Source organism: Collinsella sp. TF08-11AT, from assembly GCF_003437035.1.
GTDB lineage: Bacteria > Actinomycetota > Coriobacteriia > Coriobacteriales > Coriobacteriaceae > Collinsella.
In genome coordinates this window covers 145,768-161,638 of sequence record NZ_QSRL01000002.1, presented here as the reverse complement: position 1 = coordinate 161,638, position 15,871 = coordinate 145,768, and the positions used below count along the sequence as shown (strand labels likewise).

At 60.5% G+C, this 15,871-nt stretch carries 15 protein-coding genes; 6 read left to right on the top strand and 9 right to left on the bottom strand.

Annotated features, from left to right (window positions below):
- Window positions 1-201 precede the first annotated feature (201 nt).
- The 4 genes from DXC79_RS02615 (at window position 202) to DXC79_RS02600 (ending at window position 4,511) form a co-directional block, all read left to right on the top strand.
- Window positions 202-1,392 carry a hypothetical protein gene (locus tag DXC79_RS02615; protein WP_117634972.1) on the top strand — a complete coding sequence of 397 codons (1,191 nt, stop codon included), beginning with the start codon at window positions 202-204 and terminating at the stop codon, window positions 1,390-1,392.
- Between the two features lie 419 nt (window positions 1,393-1,811).
- On the top strand, window positions 1,812-2,177 hold the full coding sequence (locus tag DXC79_RS02610; RefSeq protein WP_117634970.1) for a helix-turn-helix transcriptional regulator: 366 nt from the start codon (window positions 1,812-1,814) through the stop codon (window positions 2,175-2,177).
- Between the two features lie 63 nt (window positions 2,178-2,240).
- Window positions 2,241-2,459, top strand: a complete 219-nt coding sequence (locus DXC79_RS02605) for a cation transporter (protein WP_006235433.1) — start codon at window positions 2,241-2,243, stop codon at window positions 2,457-2,459.
- A 99-nt stretch (window positions 2,460-2,558) separates the two neighbouring features.
- Window positions 2,559-4,511 carry a heavy metal translocating P-type ATPase gene (locus tag DXC79_RS02600; protein ID WP_199408626.1) on the top strand — a complete coding sequence of 651 codons (1,953 nt, stop codon included), beginning with the start codon at window positions 2,559-2,561 and terminating at the stop codon, window positions 4,509-4,511.
- A gap of 279 nt (window positions 4,512-4,790) precedes the next feature.
- On the opposite strand, the gene DXC79_RS02595 is transcribed toward DXC79_RS02600, so the two are convergent.
- From DXC79_RS02595 to DXC79_RS02555, 9 genes are all read right to left on the bottom strand, one after another.
- Window positions 4,791-5,180, bottom strand: a complete 390-nt coding sequence (locus DXC79_RS02595; RefSeq protein WP_117634968.1) for a metal-dependent transcriptional regulator — start codon at window positions 5,178-5,180, stop codon at window positions 4,791-4,793.
- 211 nt (window positions 5,181-5,391) lie between these two features.
- The gene (locus DXC79_RS02590; RefSeq protein WP_117634966.1) at window positions 5,392-6,162 is read right to left on the bottom strand and encodes a Cof-type HAD-IIB family hydrolase; all 771 of its coding nucleotides are present in this window, start codon (window positions 6,160-6,162) and stop codon (window positions 5,392-5,394) included.
- A 6-nt stretch (window positions 6,163-6,168) separates the two neighbouring features.
- Complete coding sequence (locus tag DXC79_RS02585; RefSeq protein WP_117634964.1) at window positions 6,169-8,028, bottom strand: ABC-F family ATP-binding cassette domain-containing protein; 1,860 nt, start codon at window positions 8,026-8,028, stop codon at window positions 6,169-6,171.
- A 163-nt stretch (window positions 8,029-8,191) separates the two neighbouring features.
- Window positions 8,192-9,064, bottom strand: coding sequence for a phosphate ABC transporter ATP-binding protein PstB (gene pstB, locus DXC79_RS02580; RefSeq protein ID WP_117634962.1), 873 nt, complete (start codon window positions 9,062-9,064; stop codon window positions 8,192-8,194).
- Complete coding sequence (gene pstA / locus DXC79_RS02575; protein ID WP_199408625.1) at window positions 9,061-9,987, bottom strand: phosphate ABC transporter permease PstA; 927 nt, start codon at window positions 9,985-9,987, stop codon at window positions 9,061-9,063. Before pstA ends, pstB begins: the two co-directional genes overlap by 4 nt.
- Window positions 9,980-10,888, bottom strand: coding sequence for a phosphate ABC transporter permease subunit PstC (gene pstC / locus DXC79_RS02570; protein WP_117634958.1), 909 nt, complete (start codon window positions 10,886-10,888; stop codon window positions 9,980-9,982). The genes pstA and pstC overlap by 8 nt, the downstream gene beginning before the upstream one ends.
- A 25-nt stretch (window positions 10,889-10,913) precedes the next feature.
- A complete protein-coding gene (locus DXC79_RS02565; protein WP_117634956.1) occupies window positions 10,914-11,852 on the bottom strand; it encodes a phosphate ABC transporter substrate-binding protein in 939 nt (312 codons plus the stop codon).
- Window positions 11,853-12,146: 294 nt separating this feature from the next.
- Window positions 12,147-13,583, bottom strand: a complete 1,437-nt coding sequence (locus DXC79_RS02560; RefSeq protein WP_117634954.1) for a M20 family metallopeptidase — start codon at window positions 13,581-13,583, stop codon at window positions 12,147-12,149.
- 54 nt (window positions 13,584-13,637) lie between these two features.
- Window positions 13,638-14,333, bottom strand: coding sequence for an HAD hydrolase-like protein (locus DXC79_RS02555; protein ID WP_233502950.1), 696 nt, complete (start codon window positions 14,331-14,333; stop codon window positions 13,638-13,640).
- A gap of 123 nt (window positions 14,334-14,456) precedes the next feature.
- Between DXC79_RS02555 and DXC79_RS02550 the strand changes: the two genes are divergently transcribed.
- Together DXC79_RS02550 and DXC79_RS10040 are read left to right on the top strand one after the other, a co-directional pair.
- A complete protein-coding gene (locus DXC79_RS02550) occupies window positions 14,457-15,317 on the top strand; it encodes a DegV family protein (protein WP_117634950.1) in 861 nt (286 codons plus the stop codon).
- A gap of 193 nt (window positions 15,318-15,510) precedes the next feature.
- The gene (locus tag DXC79_RS10040; protein WP_158550945.1) at window positions 15,511-15,687 is read left to right on the top strand and encodes a hypothetical protein; all 177 of its coding nucleotides are present in this window, start codon (window positions 15,511-15,513) and stop codon (window positions 15,685-15,687) included.
- Window positions 15,688-15,871: the final 184 nt, after the last annotated feature.

Genomic DNA, 15,871 nt, shown 5'->3' with positions numbered 1-15,871 from the left:
TTCGTTGTCGGATGGTGATGCATCGATATCAAATGTGCAGCAATTGAGTTTTTATATGCTATAGCTAAGCTGCGAGAACATTGATTTTAGGCGTGCCAGCCCATAATCGCGTCAAGCTTTTGGACAGCATTTGGTTAGGCCCCTAAAACGGCTTTCCCACTCAGCGCCATCAACACGGCATTAGCTGACACGATATATACCATGAGTATCGTATTGTCACATACCACTGCAAAAGCGGTCTACCAGGCCGCGCATTCGGCTTCTGCGAAAGACACCGAGCCCTGTAACCCTGCCGCGATTTACGGATCATGTCCCACCGGAACGCTCCTTGACGCAGCCGCAGAATGGCTCACCAAACACGATGTTTCCCTCGACGCAAATGATTGCCTCGAGGTAATGGTGTTTGATCGCAAGAATGCGCGCTATGCAACGAACTGTCAATGCCACGTTTCGTCAAAACGATTCTCGAACTCACGCTTTATAGAGCTCAAAGATGGCATCTTCATTGTTGGCGTTGAGCTTTGCGCACTTCAGGCCGCCACCTATCTCCCTTTTCGCGAACTGGTGGAGTACTACTTTGAATTGTGCGGCGCTTACTCCCTTGGAACCGACTCTTCCACCTCGTATAACGAGCGTTTCGCGCTCACCTCGACCGAAAGGTTAAAACAGTTCTTTAATTCCATTACCAGATGCGACGGTCTGGCCCTTGCCCGAAAGGCGATCCAATGTGTGCGCGACGGATGCCGGTCTCCTATGGAAACGGCCTTTGTCATGATGCTAACGCTGCCTAAAAGCGAAGGAGGGCTTGGTATTAAGGGAATTGAGACCGATTACGAGGTGCAGGTCACCGCTGCCGCAAAGAATCTCACGAGACGCAAAAAGTTCTTTATGGATGCGTATCTAAAGAAATCTCGCACAGACATTGAATACAACGGGTTTTATCATGACGCGGAAGAAGACCGCGCCATCGATGAGGAGCGCAAGAATGCGCTTGCGTCCATGGGATACGGAATCATCACCGTCAGTCGTTATTCCTTTATGCATGCCAGCGCTTTCGTTAGGGTCATGGAGGCGATCCAACGGAAAGAGGGCATACGTCCCTCGCGTCTGCCAAAAGACTTTCAAATCATGCAAGAGAACCTGAGACAGTTTGTGCTCAGAAGGTTTATAGAAGAGAAAAAGCGAATTCAGAAGCAGCTTCGCCAGGATTCCGAAGATCGTCAACGAATCGACCTCGAAAAAGTAACACTCGAAGGCATCACGCTGGATGACCCGACAATAAATGAAGTTCCGGCAATCGATGACATGCAGACTGTCGAATCCGACAGCCCATCATTTGCCCAAATAAGCAGCCTCGCGCCCGAGGGCAGAATCTTCGGGGCCGGAAGCTAGACCGGCTAACAAGGTGGGTACCCTAGCGATGTGCAAAATTGCGAGTATTCAGCAGGGTCGGCCCTCCAGCACCCACAAGTTAATCCAAATGAAAAACAAAAACGCTATCGAACGGGAACGTTAGGCAACATTTGAGGAAGACCTTGTCTGTTTACCGCCCTTGGATAACTCTTGAGCGGCTTTATTTGGCCTGGAATAGATTAACGGACCCCCTATAGTTGCAGAATACTCCAATTTTTGCACGGCGCGGGGGCACCCACCCCGGCATCGGCTATCAAAACCGCTCAGTCCGGAATCTCGTCCACTATTCCCCATCATTTTATGCGACGAATTACCTGTACGTCATTGACATATGAACATGCGCTCATATAATCGGAAGTAAGTTATATGAGCGCATGTTCATATGAAAGGATATTGCAATGAGCATCCGCGTTGATGAAACGAAACCCGACATCGAGGCCACCGAGCCCGTGATTCCCACCAGCTGCTCGCCCGAGGACCTTCCCGACGAGGAGCTGTTGTACGACCTGGCCGACCTGTTCAAGGTCTTCAGCGACACCACACGCATCAAGATTCTCTATGCCCTCATGGGTCGCGAGCTCTGCGTGGCTGACATCGCCGAAGCGACCGCGACCTCGCAGTCTGCGGTGTCGCACCAGCTGCGCACGCTTAAGCAGTCGCACCTGGTCAAGTTCCGCCGCGACGGCCGCAACATTCTCTACTCGCTCGCCGACGATCATGTCTACACCATGCTCAACCAGGGCATGAGCCATATCTGCGAATAGCAATCAACCACGGTATCAGCGCGGCCGGCACCCAGACCGCTAACACAGGGAAAGGAACCCACCATGAAAAAGCAGTTTAAGCTCGACGAGATCGATTGCGCCAACTGCGCGCGTGAACTTCAGGACGAGCTGGCTAAGCTCGATGGCGTCAAGTCCGTTTCGGTCAACTTTATGACCCAGAAGCTGACGCTCGAGGCCGACGACGCCGAGTTCGACGAGGTCCTGGACCGCGTCGTTGAGTTCACCGCCGATGCCGAGCCGGACTGCGAGATCATTCTCTAACCCGCGCATACGTTGACCTGTAAGGCCGCGCTTGCCGCGGCCTTTGCTCGCGAAATTATATGAGCAAGTGTTCATACACTCAAATGGGAGGTTTGAATCATGGCGGCCGCCGATTCCAAAAAGAAAAAGAAGAAGCGCAAGAAGAAAGAGTCCCTTGAGCACAAGCGCAACCGCATCCTGGTAGCACTGGGCATTTTTGCCGTTGTTTATGCCCTCGACGAGCTCGGCGCCCTCGCTATCGCATTTGGGGAGCCCGGCAACATCTACGCCAGCTTTGTGCTGTTCCTCGTGCCGTTTTTGATTGCCGGCTACGACGTACTGCAAAAGGCATTCAATAACATCCGCCGCGGCAAGGCCTTCGACGAGAGCTTCCTCATGGCCGTCGCGACCATCGGCGCGTTTGCCATGGTGCTCTTCCCCGACACCGACCCGCACATGGCCGAAGGTGCCGCTGTCATGCTGTTCTACCAGGTCGGCGAGTTGTTCCAGGCATACGCCGTAGGCAAGAGCCGCAAGTCGATCAGTGCCATGATGGACATCGCGCCCGACTACGCTAACGTCGAGCAAGCCGACGGCACACTCGAACAGGTCTTTCCCGATGACATCGCCGTCGGCACCGTGATCGTGGTCAAGCCCGGCGAGCGCGTGCCCATCGACGGCGTCATCGTCGAGGGCGAAACCCAGCTCGACACCGCCGCACTCACGGGCGAGTCGGTCCCCCGCCCGGCCAAGACCGGCGACGATATCATCAGCGGTTGCATCAACATGACGGGCCTCATCCACGTGCGCACCACCAAGCCCTTTGGCGAGTCAACCGTCGCGCGTGTTCTGGAGCTCGTGGAGAATGCCAGCGAAAAGAAGGCGCGCACCGAGAACTTCATCACGCGCTTTGCCCGCGTCTACACCCCCGCCGTCACTGGCGCTGCCGCGGTGCTCGCGCTTGGCGGCGGCCTGGTGACTGGCGCTTGGTCCGATTGGATCCTGCGCGGCCTGACCTTCCTGGTCGTCAGCTGCCCGTGCGCCCTCGTGATCAGCGTACCGTTGAGTTTCTTTGGCGGCATCGGCGGCGCGTCCAAGCTGGGCGTTCTCATCAAGGGCTCCAACTACCTCGAGACGCTCGCCGACGTGGACACCATCGTCTTCGACAAAACGGGCACCCTCACCAACGGCACGTTCTCAGTCGTCGCGGTGCACCCCGAGGCTGGCTATACCGAGCAGTCGCTGCTCGAAGTCGTAGCCCTTGCTGAGTCGTTCTCCGATCACCCCATCGCGCAGTCCGTGCGCGACGCCTACCAGGGCGAGGTCGACCCCAAGCGCGTGAGCGACTCCGCCAACGACGCGGGCCACGGCGTGACGGCAACCATCGACGGCAAGCACGTCGTCGTTGGCAACGCCAAGATGCTCGCCGCGGCCGGCGTTGAAGCACCGGACTGCGAGGTTGTCGGCACGATCCTCCACGTGCTCGTCGACGGCGTGTACGCCGGCCACATCGTGATTGCAGACACCGTTAAGGCCGATGCGGAGCAAACGATTCGCGACCTGCATGCCGCCGGTATCAACCGCACCGTCATGCTCACGGGCGACCGCGAGGAGGTTGCAGCGTCTGTGGCCAAGCAACTCGGTCTCGACGAGTTCCACGCGCAGCTCCTGCCGGGCGACAAGGTCGAGCGCGTTGAGGCACTACTCGCGGCCGAAAGTGGCAAGGGCAAGCTCGCCTTTGTCGGCGACGGTATCAACGACGCGCCTGTGCTTACGCGCGCCGATGTGGGCATTGCCATGGGCGCCATGGGCTCCGACGCCGCGATCGAGGCCGCCGACGTGGTGCTGATGGACGACAAGCCGTCCAACATTTCCCGCGCGATCCGCGTGGCGCGCAAGACCATGTCGATTGTTTGGCAGAACATAATCTTTGCGCTGGGCATTAAGCTGCTGATCCTTGTGCTGGCAGCGCTGGGTATCGCCAATATGTGGCTTGCCGTCTTTGGCGACGTAGGCGTGGCGATCATCGCTATCCTGAACGCCATGCGCGCGATGGGTGTCAAGAACCTGTAGCGCCTGTGGTCCCTCCGGCCGGGGCCGGGCTTGGTTTTGAAAACGTCCTCGCGCATGAGGCCCGTCTTTCCTGCTCCTGCGGAGCAACGGAAAGGCGGGCCTCGCGCTGCGGAGTGTTTTCAAAACCAAGCCCGGTCCCGGCCTGCGATGACGTTGCTGGTGGTTCTTGGGCATCGCTTGCTGGCGGGGTTCCTTGGCTGAGTTAGACTTGGTTGGTAGGGCCTCCTGTCCCGGTCGCTGGTTCGCGCTTTGCGCGAACGGCGCGCTACTGGGGGAACGTTAGTCGGTCATTGTTGGGGCCGATGTGCCGTCCCGGCCCAGCATTGCCCTTAGCTTCTCAAAGCTTTCCTCGCTCAGGCAGTGCTCCATGTGACACCCCTCTTGTGAGGCAACCTCTTCCGAAACGCCTGCGTCCTCGAGCAGCCCAACAAAAAAGCAATGGCGCTCCCACATTTGGCGAGCGACCTCCAGGCCACGCTCCGTCAGATGAACGTCGCGTTTACCCATTTCGACATAGCCGTTGTTCTCCAGCGTCGCCATGGCTTTAGAGACGCTCGCCTTGGTCACACCCAGGTATTCAGAGACGTCGATTGAGCGCACCGTGCCTTGGCGCTGCGACAGAACGTAGATCGATTCGAGATAGTCTTCTCCAGATTCACGTAGGGCCATGGGCCGCCTTTCGCGATGGCTTCTAGTTAGCCTTTGGATACTTTTGCCTGATTTACTTTACCTCAAAAGTTGCCCATGTCTTACTACGTTGTTTAAAAAGTTAACCGCGTTTCACAAAATGCGCAGCACAGAAGCGGAGCGATGACACGCTCGCAAGGAGTGTCCCCAACTGCCGGCAGAAAAGGAACGTCCCCGAGTGCCGAATCCGCAGCTAAACAAGCCCAAAGTGCTTCGCGGCGTTGTAGATGCCATCGTCGTCCACGGCTGTCGTCACATAGGTCGCTGCAGCCTTCACCGTGTCCTGTGCGTTGCCCATGGCCACACTCGTGCCCACGGCAGAAAACATCGACAGGTCGTTCTCGCCGTCGCCAAAGGCGATCGCCTCGCTCGCGTCGACACCCAGGCGCTCCAGCGTCGCCGCCACGCCCAAGTCCTTACCGCCGTTGGCAGGGATAATATCGCAGAACAGATCGCACCAGCGCGTAGTGAGCGAATGCGACACGGCATCGGTCACGATATGCTCGTCGACCGGGTCCACAAAGGCGCAGAACTGGTAAACCGGCGCGTCAAAAGCGTGCTCAAACGGCTCCTTGTGGTAGACGATTCCCGCGTTGCTGCCGGCCGTCACCACGCGCTCGGACAGGCAGTTCACAAAGGAGTTCTCGCCCTGCATGCACAGCGAGTCGTAGCACCCCTCGGCCACCTGGTCCACAATCACCGCAACGTCGTCCGGGTCAATCGGGCAGCTACGGTAGACGCCCTCGGCATCAAAACAGTGCTGGCCCGAGAGCGTAATGTACGCATCCCAGCCCAAGTCGAACAGCCAGTCCGGCATCTGGTAGGTCGGACGGCCCGTGGCGATCACGCACGCGATCCCCTGCTCATGAAAGCTGTCGAGCACCTGCTGCGCCGACGCCGGAATCCGATGCGTTTTAAAGCTCAGCAGCGTGCCGTCGATATCGAAAAACGCGGCTTTGATCATCCTCGTTTACTCCTCGCCCTCGAGCTTTTCGCTCGCCTCGAGCCACGCCATCTCCAGCTCGTCCATGGCGGCATGGGCCTCGTCGATCTTTGCCTGCTGCTCGCCGAGCGCCGTGTAGTTGGTGGGATCGACCTGGGCCATCGCGGCCTCGGCCTCCTCCACGCGGGCGCGCTGCGTCTCCATTTTGCGCTCGAGCGAGCTCACCTCGCGGCGGAGCTTCTGGCGTTCGGCGTTGGAAAGGCCATTGGGCTGACCGCTCGTCTTGGGCTTTTCGGCCGCAGCCGCCGCGGCACCGGTATCGAACGTGCCGGTCTTGGCACTCGGCGCGCCCACGGGCTCGACCTCGGCGGTGGCGTTGCACAGGCGCAGGTACTGGTCCACGCCGCCGGGCATATGCGTCAGATGACCGTCAAGCAGCGCCCACTGCTGGTCGGTCACGCGCTCCATCAAGAAGCGGTCGTGCGTCACCAGGATCAGCGTGCCCGGCCAGCCGTCGAGCAGGTCCTCGACAATCGCCAGCATGTCGGTATCCAAGTCGTTGCCCGGCTCGTCCAGGATAAGCACGTTGGGCTCGTCCAGGATCGTCAGCAGCAGCGACAGGCGACGGCGCTGGCCGCCCGAAAGATCGCCGATGCGGCTCCAGAGCTGCTGCGTCGTAAAGCCCAGGCGCTCGCAAAGCTTCTCAGGCGAAGTCTCCTTGCCGTCGATGACGTAGTACTTCTTATAGTTGCTGAGCACCTCGCGGATCGTGTCGCCCATGTAGGGCTCGAGCTCCTCGAGCTGCTGCGACAGCACGCCAAAGCGCACCGTCTGGCCGATCTTCACGCGGCCGCGCAGGGGCGCGATCTTGCCCTGAATCACGTCAAGCAGTGTGGACTTGCCGGCGCCGTTCTCGCCCAAAAGACCATAGCGGTCGCCCGCACCGATGAGCCAGGTCACGTCGGAGAGCACCTGCTTGGGCGCGCCGTCGGTATCCGCATAGCCGGCGTCCACGTCGACCACGTCGATAACCTGCTTGCCTAGGCGGCTCACGGCAAGGCGCTTGAGCTCCAGCTCGTCACGCACGGGCGGTACGTCGGCGATCAGCTCGCGAGCAGCCTCAACGCGAAACTTGGGCTTGGTGGAACGCGCCTGGGCGCCGCGGCTTAGCCACGCGAGCTCCTTGCGCGCCATGTTGCGACGGCGCTCCTCGGTAACGGCGGCCATGCGGTCGCGCTCCACGCGCTGCAGGATATATGCCGAGTAGCCGCCCTCGAAGGGATCTACCTGGCCGTCGTGGACCTCCCACATGCTGGTGCAGACCTCGTCCAAGAACCAGCGGTCGTGCGTGACCACGAGCATGGCGCCCTGGCCGCGCTGCCAGCGGGCCTTTAAGTGACGCGCAAGCCAGTTGATGGTGCGCATGTCCAGGTGGTTGGTGGGCTCGTCGAGCATGAGCACATCGTAGTCGCCAATCAGCAGGCGCGCGAGGTCCACGCGACGGCGCTGACCGCCCGAGAGCTCGCCCACCATGCCCCCCCAGGGCACATCGCTAATAAGACCGGCCAGAATCTGGCGCGTACGCGGGCTCGACGCCCACTCGTACTCAGGCGTGTCGCCCACAACGGCATGATGCACGGTATCGGTGTCGACAAGCTGGTCCTTTTGGCCGAGCAATCCGATCGTCGTGCCGCGGCGGTGCGTCACGCGGCCGTCGTCGGGTTCCAGCGTGCCGGCGAGTACACTCAGCAGCGTCGACTTGCCGTCGCCGTTTTTACCGACGATACCAATGCGGTCGCCCTCGCCCACGCCGAGCGTCACGTTATCGAAAATATGCTTGGTGGGAAACTCTAGGCTGACGGAATCGCATCCCAAAAGAATCGCCATATGCCCTGCTCCTTCGTAGAAATTCAACGTTGTCCATGATAGCAGCGAAAAGGCGGGCCGCACACGACACAAAAAGGCGGGCCATCTCCCGCAAGAGATGACCCGCCTCTCCAATCAGTCCCGCGGCAACCGTGGCCGCCGCGGGCCTCAAGCATGTCCCGGACTAGGAGAACATACCGGTGAGGTAATCATTCAGCCGCTTATCCTTGGGCCGTTGGAAAATCTCGTCGGTCTCGTCGTACTCGACCATATCGCCCATGTAGAAGAACGCCGTGCGGTTGGACACGCGCGACGCCTGCTCCATGTTGTGCGTCACGATGACGATGGCACGGTCGGCAACGATCGACGACATCAGGTCCTCGATCGCCAACGTCGAGATGGGGTCGAGCGCCGAGCAGGGCTCGTCGAACAGGATCACGTCGGGGTTGAGCGCCAGCGTGCGCGCAATGCACAGACGCTGCTGCTGACCGCCCGAAAGCGCGTAGGCGCTCTTGTCGAGCTTGTCTTTGACCTCGTCCCACAGCGCGGCACCGCGCAGACTTTCCTCGACCATGCGGTCGAGCTCGTCACGGTCGGTGATGCCGTGGCGCTTGGGCGCAAAGGTGATGTTGTCGCGAATGGACTTGCGGAAGGGGTTGGGCTGCTGGAACACCATGCCGATGGAGCGACGCAGCTCGTACGTGTTCTCGGTCTTGGTGTTCACGTTGCGCCCGCGGTAGTTGATCTCGCCCTCCACGCGACAGCGGCGAATCTCGCGATTCATCAGGTTGAGGCTACGCAAGAAGGTCGACTTGCCGCAGCCCGAAGGCCCGATGAGCGCCGTGATCTCACCCTTGTGGAAGTCGAGCGACGTATTGTGCAGCGCATGGTGGTCGCCATAGTACACGTTGACGTCCTTGGCGGAGAGCACGACCTCGTCGCTCACGGCCTTGCCGCTCACGCGCACGCGCCTCTCGCTCTCCCCCACGCTCGACAGAAAGTCCTGGGTCTCGGACGTGGCCGCCTCGGTTGCGGGCGTTGCATTCATCTCGCTCATTCGGCCGTCATCTTCCTTGCCAGTTGCTTGCCCACGATACGGGCGATTACGTTAAACAGCAGCACGCAGATCATCAGCAGTGCCGCGGTGCCCCAGACGATCTGCTGGGCCTCGGGGCTGCCCTCGCCATAGATCTTGTAGATGTGCACGGCCAGCGACTCGCCGGGACGGAACACGTTCCAGGCGCAGGTGGGGCTCGACAGGTTAAAGCTCAAGAAGTTGAGGCGGACCGGCGAGCTCATGCCCGAGGTAAAGAGCAGCGCCGCGGCCTCGCCAAACACGCGGCCGGCCGAAAGCACGATGCCGGTCACGATGGCGGGCATGGCCTCGGGAATCAGGATGTGCAGTGTGGCCTCCCAGCGAGTGAGGCCCATGGCCAGGCACGCATCGCGCTGGGCCTGCGGCACGTCCTCGAGCGCCTGCTGAATCACGCGCACCAGGATGGGGATGTTGAACATGGTGAGCGCGACGGCGCCGGAGATGATGGAGTACTTCCAGCCCAGCTGCACCGAGAACACCAGAAAGCCGAACATGCCGACGACGATGGAGGGCAGCGAAGACAACGTCTCGATGGCGGTCGAGGCGATGTCGCGAATGGGGCCGTCGGGCGCGTATTCAACTAGGAAGACCGCGCCGCCCAGGCTGATGGGCACCGAGATGATCAGGGTAATCAGCAGCAGATAGAACGAGTCGAACAGCTGGTAGAGCACGCCGCCCTGCGTTCCGTTGGCGCGTGCGGGCTGCGTGAGAAAGCCCGGCTGGAACAGCGTCGAGATACCCTCGAACAGGATGTAGGCCACCATGGAGACGACGATAAGCATGACGATGGCGACAATCGCCGTCAGCACGCCCGTGGCGATACGGTCTTGCCTTTGGACACGCCCGAGTCTCGCCTCGTCGATATGGATGCGCGTGCTAGCCACGAGCCTTCGCCCCCTTGCGGCCAATGAGATGGATGATCAGGATAAAGATGAGGCTCATGCCCATCAGCAGAAGACCGAGCGCCCACAGGATGTCGTCCTGGGCCGAGCCCTCGGCATAGACCGCCATGGACGTGGTGAGCGTGGTGGTGATGGTAGACGCCGGCGACAGCAGCGACGTCGGCATGGCCTCGATGCCGCCAATGACCATGCGCACGGCGAGCGTTTCGCCAAAGGCGCGGGTCATGCCAAGGATGACTGCGGTCATGAGCGAGGGCATGGCGGACTTGAGCACCACGTGCCAGATGGTCTGCCAGCGGGTGTAGCCCAGCGCGAGCGAACCCTGGCGGTAGCTATCGGGCACGGCGCGCAGGCCATCGACCGAAAGCGTGGTCATCGTCGGCAGAATCATGACGGCCAGCACGATAGCGCCGGGCAAGATACCCAGACCCGTGCTCACGTGGAAAACGCTCTTCATAAGGCCGACGACCACGTGAAAACCGATCAGGCCAAAGACGACCGAGGGAATACCGGTCAAAAGCTCAATGAGCGGCTGAAAAACCTTGGAGCCAAACTTAGGCTGAATCTCGACCGCAAAGATGGCAGAGCCGATGGCGATGGGCAGTGCGATGAGCGTGGAGAACACCATGACCGCAAACGAGGTGACGATCAGGGGCAGGGCGCCAGTGTAGGGCAGGCCGTTTTCGGCCGTGTTGGCCAGGTCCCACTTGGTACCGATAAAAAACTCGATGATCGAGACGCCGTCCTTGAAAAAAGCCGAGAGGCCCTTTTGGGCGGCCATAAAGATGAGCGCGGCAACGACAAGCGTCACGAGCGCTACGCACGCACCCGTGACGCCCAGGCCCACGTTCTCAAGCTCGCGCTTTGGCAGCTGTTTTGCCATTGCAAACCTTTCCGGGGGCGATTACTTATTTAGCGGAGACCTTGCCACTGGCGTCCTTGACGACCTTCATGGCAGAAACGGGAATAAAGCCCTGCTCCTCGACGAGCTTGCCCTGGACGTCGTCGGAAAGCATGAACTCCAGGAAGGCCTTGGTGGCCTCGTCGGCGTCCTTAGCACAGTACATGTGCTCGGTCGCCCAGATCTTGAAGGAGTCGTCGGTGACGTTTGTGCTCTTGGGCTCGACGCCCTCGACCATGATGGCGTTGAACTTGGAGTCATCGAAGTGCGAGAAGTCAAGGTAGGAGATGGCGTTGTCGGTGCTGCCCATCTGAGTCTGGACATCGCCGGACTTGTCGAGCTCGGCGTCGCCCTTAAAGTCGACGGCCTCGTCGCCAAAGACGGCGGCCTCGAAGGTGGCGCGGGTACCGGAGCCTGCCTTGCGGTTGAGGACGACGATGGTAGCGTCGTCGCCGCCGACCTCCTTCCAGTTGGTGATCTGGCCGGAGAAGATGCCCTTGAGCTGCTCGAGGGACAGGTCGTCGACCGTGACGTTCTTGGAAACGACGGGACCCATGCCCACAACGGCGACCTCGTGGTCGACGAGATTCTTGACCTGGTCGGCCTCGAGCTTGGTCTCGGCAAAGACGTCGGAGTTACCGATGGTGACGGTGCCGGCGGCAACGGCGGTCAGGCCCTTGCCCGAACCGTTACCCGAGCCGGAGACGGAGACGTCCGGGTTGGCGTCCATGAACTTCTCGGCAGCGGCCTCGACGAGAGCCTGGAACGAGGAGGCGCCGTCGTAGGTCACCTCGCCGGAAACGGACTCGGCAGCAGCGGCGCTACCCTTGTCGGCGGCGTCGGATTCGCCGGAGCCGCCGCAACCAACGAGACCGAGACCGACGATGCTGGCAAGACCACCAGCGAGGCCGAGGAACTGACGACGAGAATAAGCCTGATCGAGCATGATCTTCCTTTCATACATGCGACTCGCGGACACCCTGCCCGCTTTGCTGTTTGGAAAGATACGTCCCCGATCGGGCAGCGCCCGCGCCAACTGCTGTTTCTTACGGGCATTTGATAGACCCTTACCGCAAGCGCGGCCCAGCCTTTACAAACGAATAACAATCCCGCCGCCAAGCATGGCACGCCTTTTACACCAATAAAAACAAAGTTGCGGTGAAATAGTTCCTGCTTGGCCATCAAATGGCCCATTTTAGGAACTATTCCACCGCAACTTAGATTGGGAAACCGCGCAACCTTAAAGCTCGAGTTCGTTTAGACGAAGGATTGCCACGATATAGATCTTGAGCGCCTGCTTGAGCTGTTCCTCGTTGGCGCACTCGTTGGGACCGTGCATCTGGCCGCCCCACGCGGGCAGCTCCAGGCCGGTCTCCTCGGGGCCAAACGACACGGCGCGGGCAAAGTTGCGCGCGTACGTGCCGCCGCCCATGGCAAAGGGCTCAGCATGCTTGCCCGTAAACTCGTTATAGGTATCAATAAGCGCCTTCACGGCCGGATCGTCGGCAGAGACCGAGAACGGCACCTTCGCACGACCCACACGGCACGTCACGCCAAAACGGCCCACGAGCGGATCAAGCTGCTCGCGGATGGTATCGGCACTGGTGCTGTCGGGGAAGCGCACGTCGATGACCTGCTCAATATGGCCATCCGCCACGCGGATGACGCCAGCGTTGCAGGTAAGCGGGCCAAACGCCGGACTCGTCGCATCGATACCCAGGCCGCGGCCATAGGCGTCCGCATGCACAAAGGCCAGGAACTTGACGAACTCGTGCTCGGCAGGCGTCAGCAGGCGCTCGTCGCGTGCACCAAACGCGTCCTCGGCCTCGCGCAGATACGCCACGATCAGCCCGACGGCATTGATCGTTCCCTCTGGCATCGAGGCATGACCGCCAATGCCGTGGGCGAAAATCTGCGCATGCCCGTTATCGAGCGCCGTGATCTCCAGGCGGTCGCCGTTCTCGACCGGCGCCGGCAGCTCATCGGCGGCAATCGCAAGCTCGCAGATAGACTGCGACGGAATGGCGTTGCTCGCCTCGGCACCGCTCCAGGACACAATGCGCCCGCCGTCGATCTTGGAGCTCACAAATGTCGCCCCAAACTGACCCTTCTCGGCATTACAGACCGGAAACTCGGCATCGGGCGTAAACAGAAAGTCGGGGTTCGCGTGGTTCTCCAGATAATGGTGAACGTCGGACATGCCCACTTCCTCATCGCAGCCCAGCAGCGCGCGGAAGGTATAGCGCGGGGTAATGCCGTGCTTGAGCAGATAGGCGCCGGCGTAGAGCGACAGCACCGCCGGGCCCTTGTCATCGATCACGCCGCGGCCGAGCAGCCAGCCCTCGCGACGCTCCATCGCAAACGGGTCGGTGTTCCAACCGGGGCCAGCGGGTACCACGTCCACATGGCAAATGGTCGCGAGCTGCTTATCGCCACGGCCCGGGATATCGGCGATGCCCACATAGCCCTCGTCGTCGCTCGTCTGATAGCCGAGCTTTTGCGCAATGCCGAGCGCGCAATCGAGCGCATCACGGACCGGGCGACCAAACGGCGCACCGGGCTCCGCATCGGCAGAAACTGCCACGGACGGATAGCCCACCAGCTGCTCGATATCGGCGACGACATCTTCCCAGACCTCGTCGACATACTCGGCAACGCTCTGCTCCACCTGATTCATGGACGACCTCCTTAGCAATGAGCGACGGGCACGCCCGCCCCTCACATTACGTCATTAGATAGCGAAAAGTTTAGCAAGCTCTGCCACCGAGTGCACCACCGCGTCGGCACCCGCCGCCTCGTGCTCACCCGGCGCCGCCGCACCCGAATAAATGCCAATGCACGGCACGCCCATTGCGTGCGCGCCCTCCACATCGTTAAAGCGATCGCCGATCATCACGGCATCGTCGGCCGTCGCGCCGAGCGCCGCCAGGGCATCGCGGACCGAATCCGCCTTGGTCTCGCGCCCCTGCGGCGGATTCATGCCGACCACGGCTTCGAACTGGCAAAGCCCCAGCTCATGCACCATATCGATGCACTTCGCCTCCATGCGCGACGTCGCCACCGCCATGCGATGCCCCTGCGCGGCAAGGCCGTCGAGCAGCGCGGGGATTCCATCGAACACGGGATACTCTTCCGGTCCCAGTTCATCAAAAAAGGCGCGGTACTCATCGGCCACCACAAGCGACTCCTCGCGGGAAAAGCCGTAAAAGTCGTGAAAGCTCTTCCACAGGGGCGGCCCGATCATGCGGCGCAGATCACCCATCTGCGTCTCCGAAAACCCGCGCGCAGCCAGCGTCTTGCGCGTCGAGGTCATCACTGCCCGACCCGTATCGGCCACCGTGCCGTCAAAATCGAACAGCACAACCGGCCGCTCGCAAAGTTGCAATGCCGCCATCGGCACCCTTCTTCCCCAGTTGATGATTTCCACACCACCGCTTCAAACTGTTGACTATTCAACAATTGAACCTAGCAATGTAGAGCAACTCCACTATACTTGTCGCACTTTGCTTTCAGAAGGCGGCGCTGCCGCGCCCCAACGAAAGGTGCAATTATGTCTTTTGCCATCATAACCGACTCCACGTCGGACATCTCCCCCGCCCGCGCCCAAGAGCTCGGCATTTACGTGATTCCGCTGCATGTGATTATCGAGGGCGAGGACCTGCTCGACCAGGTGCAGATTACCGCCGAGGAGTACGTCGCCCGCATGGCCGGCTCCGAGCAGCTGCCGCACACCTCGCAGCCGAGCGCCGGCGAGTTCAAGGCGCTGTTTGACCGCGTACGCGCCGATGGCCACGACAGCGCGATCTTTATCTCGCTGTGCAGCGAGTGGTCCGCCTGCTATTCCAACGCATGTCTGGTCGCCGAGACCCACGAGCTCGACGTGCGCTGCATCGATTCGCGCACCGGCTCGGGCGCCGAGGGCCTGCTGGTGGAGTACGCACTTGCCATGCGCGAGGACGGCCGCAGCTTGGACGAGACCGAGGCGCAGATCCGCGCGACGCTGCCCGACGCCCACCTGTTGCTGATTCCCCGCACGCTCGAGAACCTGGTCAAGAACGGCCGTGCGCCCAAGCTCGCCGGCCAGCTCACGCAGATGCTCAACATTCGCCTGGCCGTTTCGCCGGAGTGGAAATCGGGCGAGATCAAGGCCATCAAAAAGGGCCGCGGCGCCAAGCGCATCGTTGCCAACACCATGGCCGATTGCCTCGCGTTTTTGGACGAGCACCCGGGCTCAAGCGTGCGTGTGCTCACGACCGGCGCTGCCGAGGAGCAGGAGCTCGTCAACCAAGCGCTCGCAGGCCAGAACTTCGTAGACGCCGGCACCGGTCCCATCGGCTGCACCATCGCCACCCACGTAGGCGTCGACGCCATCGCCATCAGCTACTGCCCCCGCTACCAACCTGCCAATTAGGGACAGGTTTATTTTGGCAGGTTTTATCTGGGCAAACATTAAGCGCTAACAAAAGCCCGTTTGGCAAGACCGGACATGCCGGTCAGTCGAACGACCGAGGTGCGCCCAGCCACAGCAAAGCCATCACGCCGGCGTGCTCCAACTCAAGGCGCGCCGGCATCTCTTTAGGAATGGCGGCGGTAAAGGGGCCGTTATGGCCGAAAAGCTGCGAACCGCTTCCCATTACGCCGCAACTTCATTGCCGCTCAACTACCTAATCGAGATTTCGAAGGCCATCGACGCTTTATCCAGCCCCCTTGCGATACCCCTTGGTCAAAAAATGGCAAATATGAGTACTGTTACCAATTTAGTCGCAGCGAAATCTGGCTGAATTTGCTTTCTTCTGCCGATTTTGAGCGCCGTAAAGTCCCGAATCGCCGTGGTTAGGGGGGGTTGGTTATATTCGATTTCACTCGATTGGTCTTAAATACTTTCCAGATGATATGATACCACCACAACAACAGTACTCATATTTGCCATTTTTTGTCCACCGGGTCTATTCGGAGGTAGTTCCC

Coding starts and splice junctions, on each gene's coding strand:
- DXC79_RS02585 (WP_117634964.1), bottom strand. CDS start 8,028: ATGGCGATTCTTTTGGGATGCGATTCCGTCAGCCTAGAGTTTCCCACC.
- DXC79_RS10040 (WP_158550945.1), top strand. CDS start 15,511: ATGGCCGAAAAGCTGCGAACCGCTTCCCATTACGCCGCAACTTCATTG.
- DXC79_RS02590 (WP_117634966.1), bottom strand. CDS start 6,162: ATGATCAAAGCCGCGTTTTTCGATATCGACGGCACGCTGCTGAGCTTT.
- DXC79_RS02550 (WP_117634950.1), top strand. CDS start 14,457: ATGTCTTTTGCCATCATAACCGACTCCACGTCGGACATCTCCCCCGCC.
- DXC79_RS02565 (WP_117634956.1), bottom strand. CDS start 11,852: ATGCTCGATCAGGCTTATTCTCGTCGTCAGTTCCTCGGCCTCGCTGGT.
- pstC (WP_117634958.1), bottom strand. CDS start 10,888: ATGGCAAAACAGCTGCCAAAGCGCGAGCTTGAGAACGTGGGCCTGGGC.
- DXC79_RS02600 (WP_199408626.1), top strand. CDS start 2,559: ATGGCGGCCGCCGATTCCAAAAAGAAAAAGAAGAAGCGCAAGAAGAAA.
- pstB (WP_117634962.1), bottom strand. CDS start 9,064: ATGAGCGAGATGAATGCAACGCCCGCAACCGAGGCGGCCACGTCCGAG.
- DXC79_RS02605 (WP_006235433.1), top strand. CDS start 2,241: ATGAAAAAGCAGTTTAAGCTCGACGAGATCGATTGCGCCAACTGCGCG.
- DXC79_RS02615 (WP_117634972.1), top strand. CDS start 202: ATGAGTATCGTATTGTCACATACCACTGCAAAAGCGGTCTACCAGGCC.
- DXC79_RS02610 (WP_117634970.1), top strand. CDS start 1,812: ATGAGCATCCGCGTTGATGAAACGAAACCCGACATCGAGGCCACCGAG.
- DXC79_RS02560 (WP_117634954.1), bottom strand. CDS start 13,583: ATGAATCAGGTGGAGCAGAGCGTTGCCGAGTATGTCGACGAGGTCTGG.
- DXC79_RS02595 (WP_117634968.1), bottom strand. CDS start 5,180: ATGGCCCTACGTGAATCTGGAGAAGACTATCTCGAATCGATCTACGTT.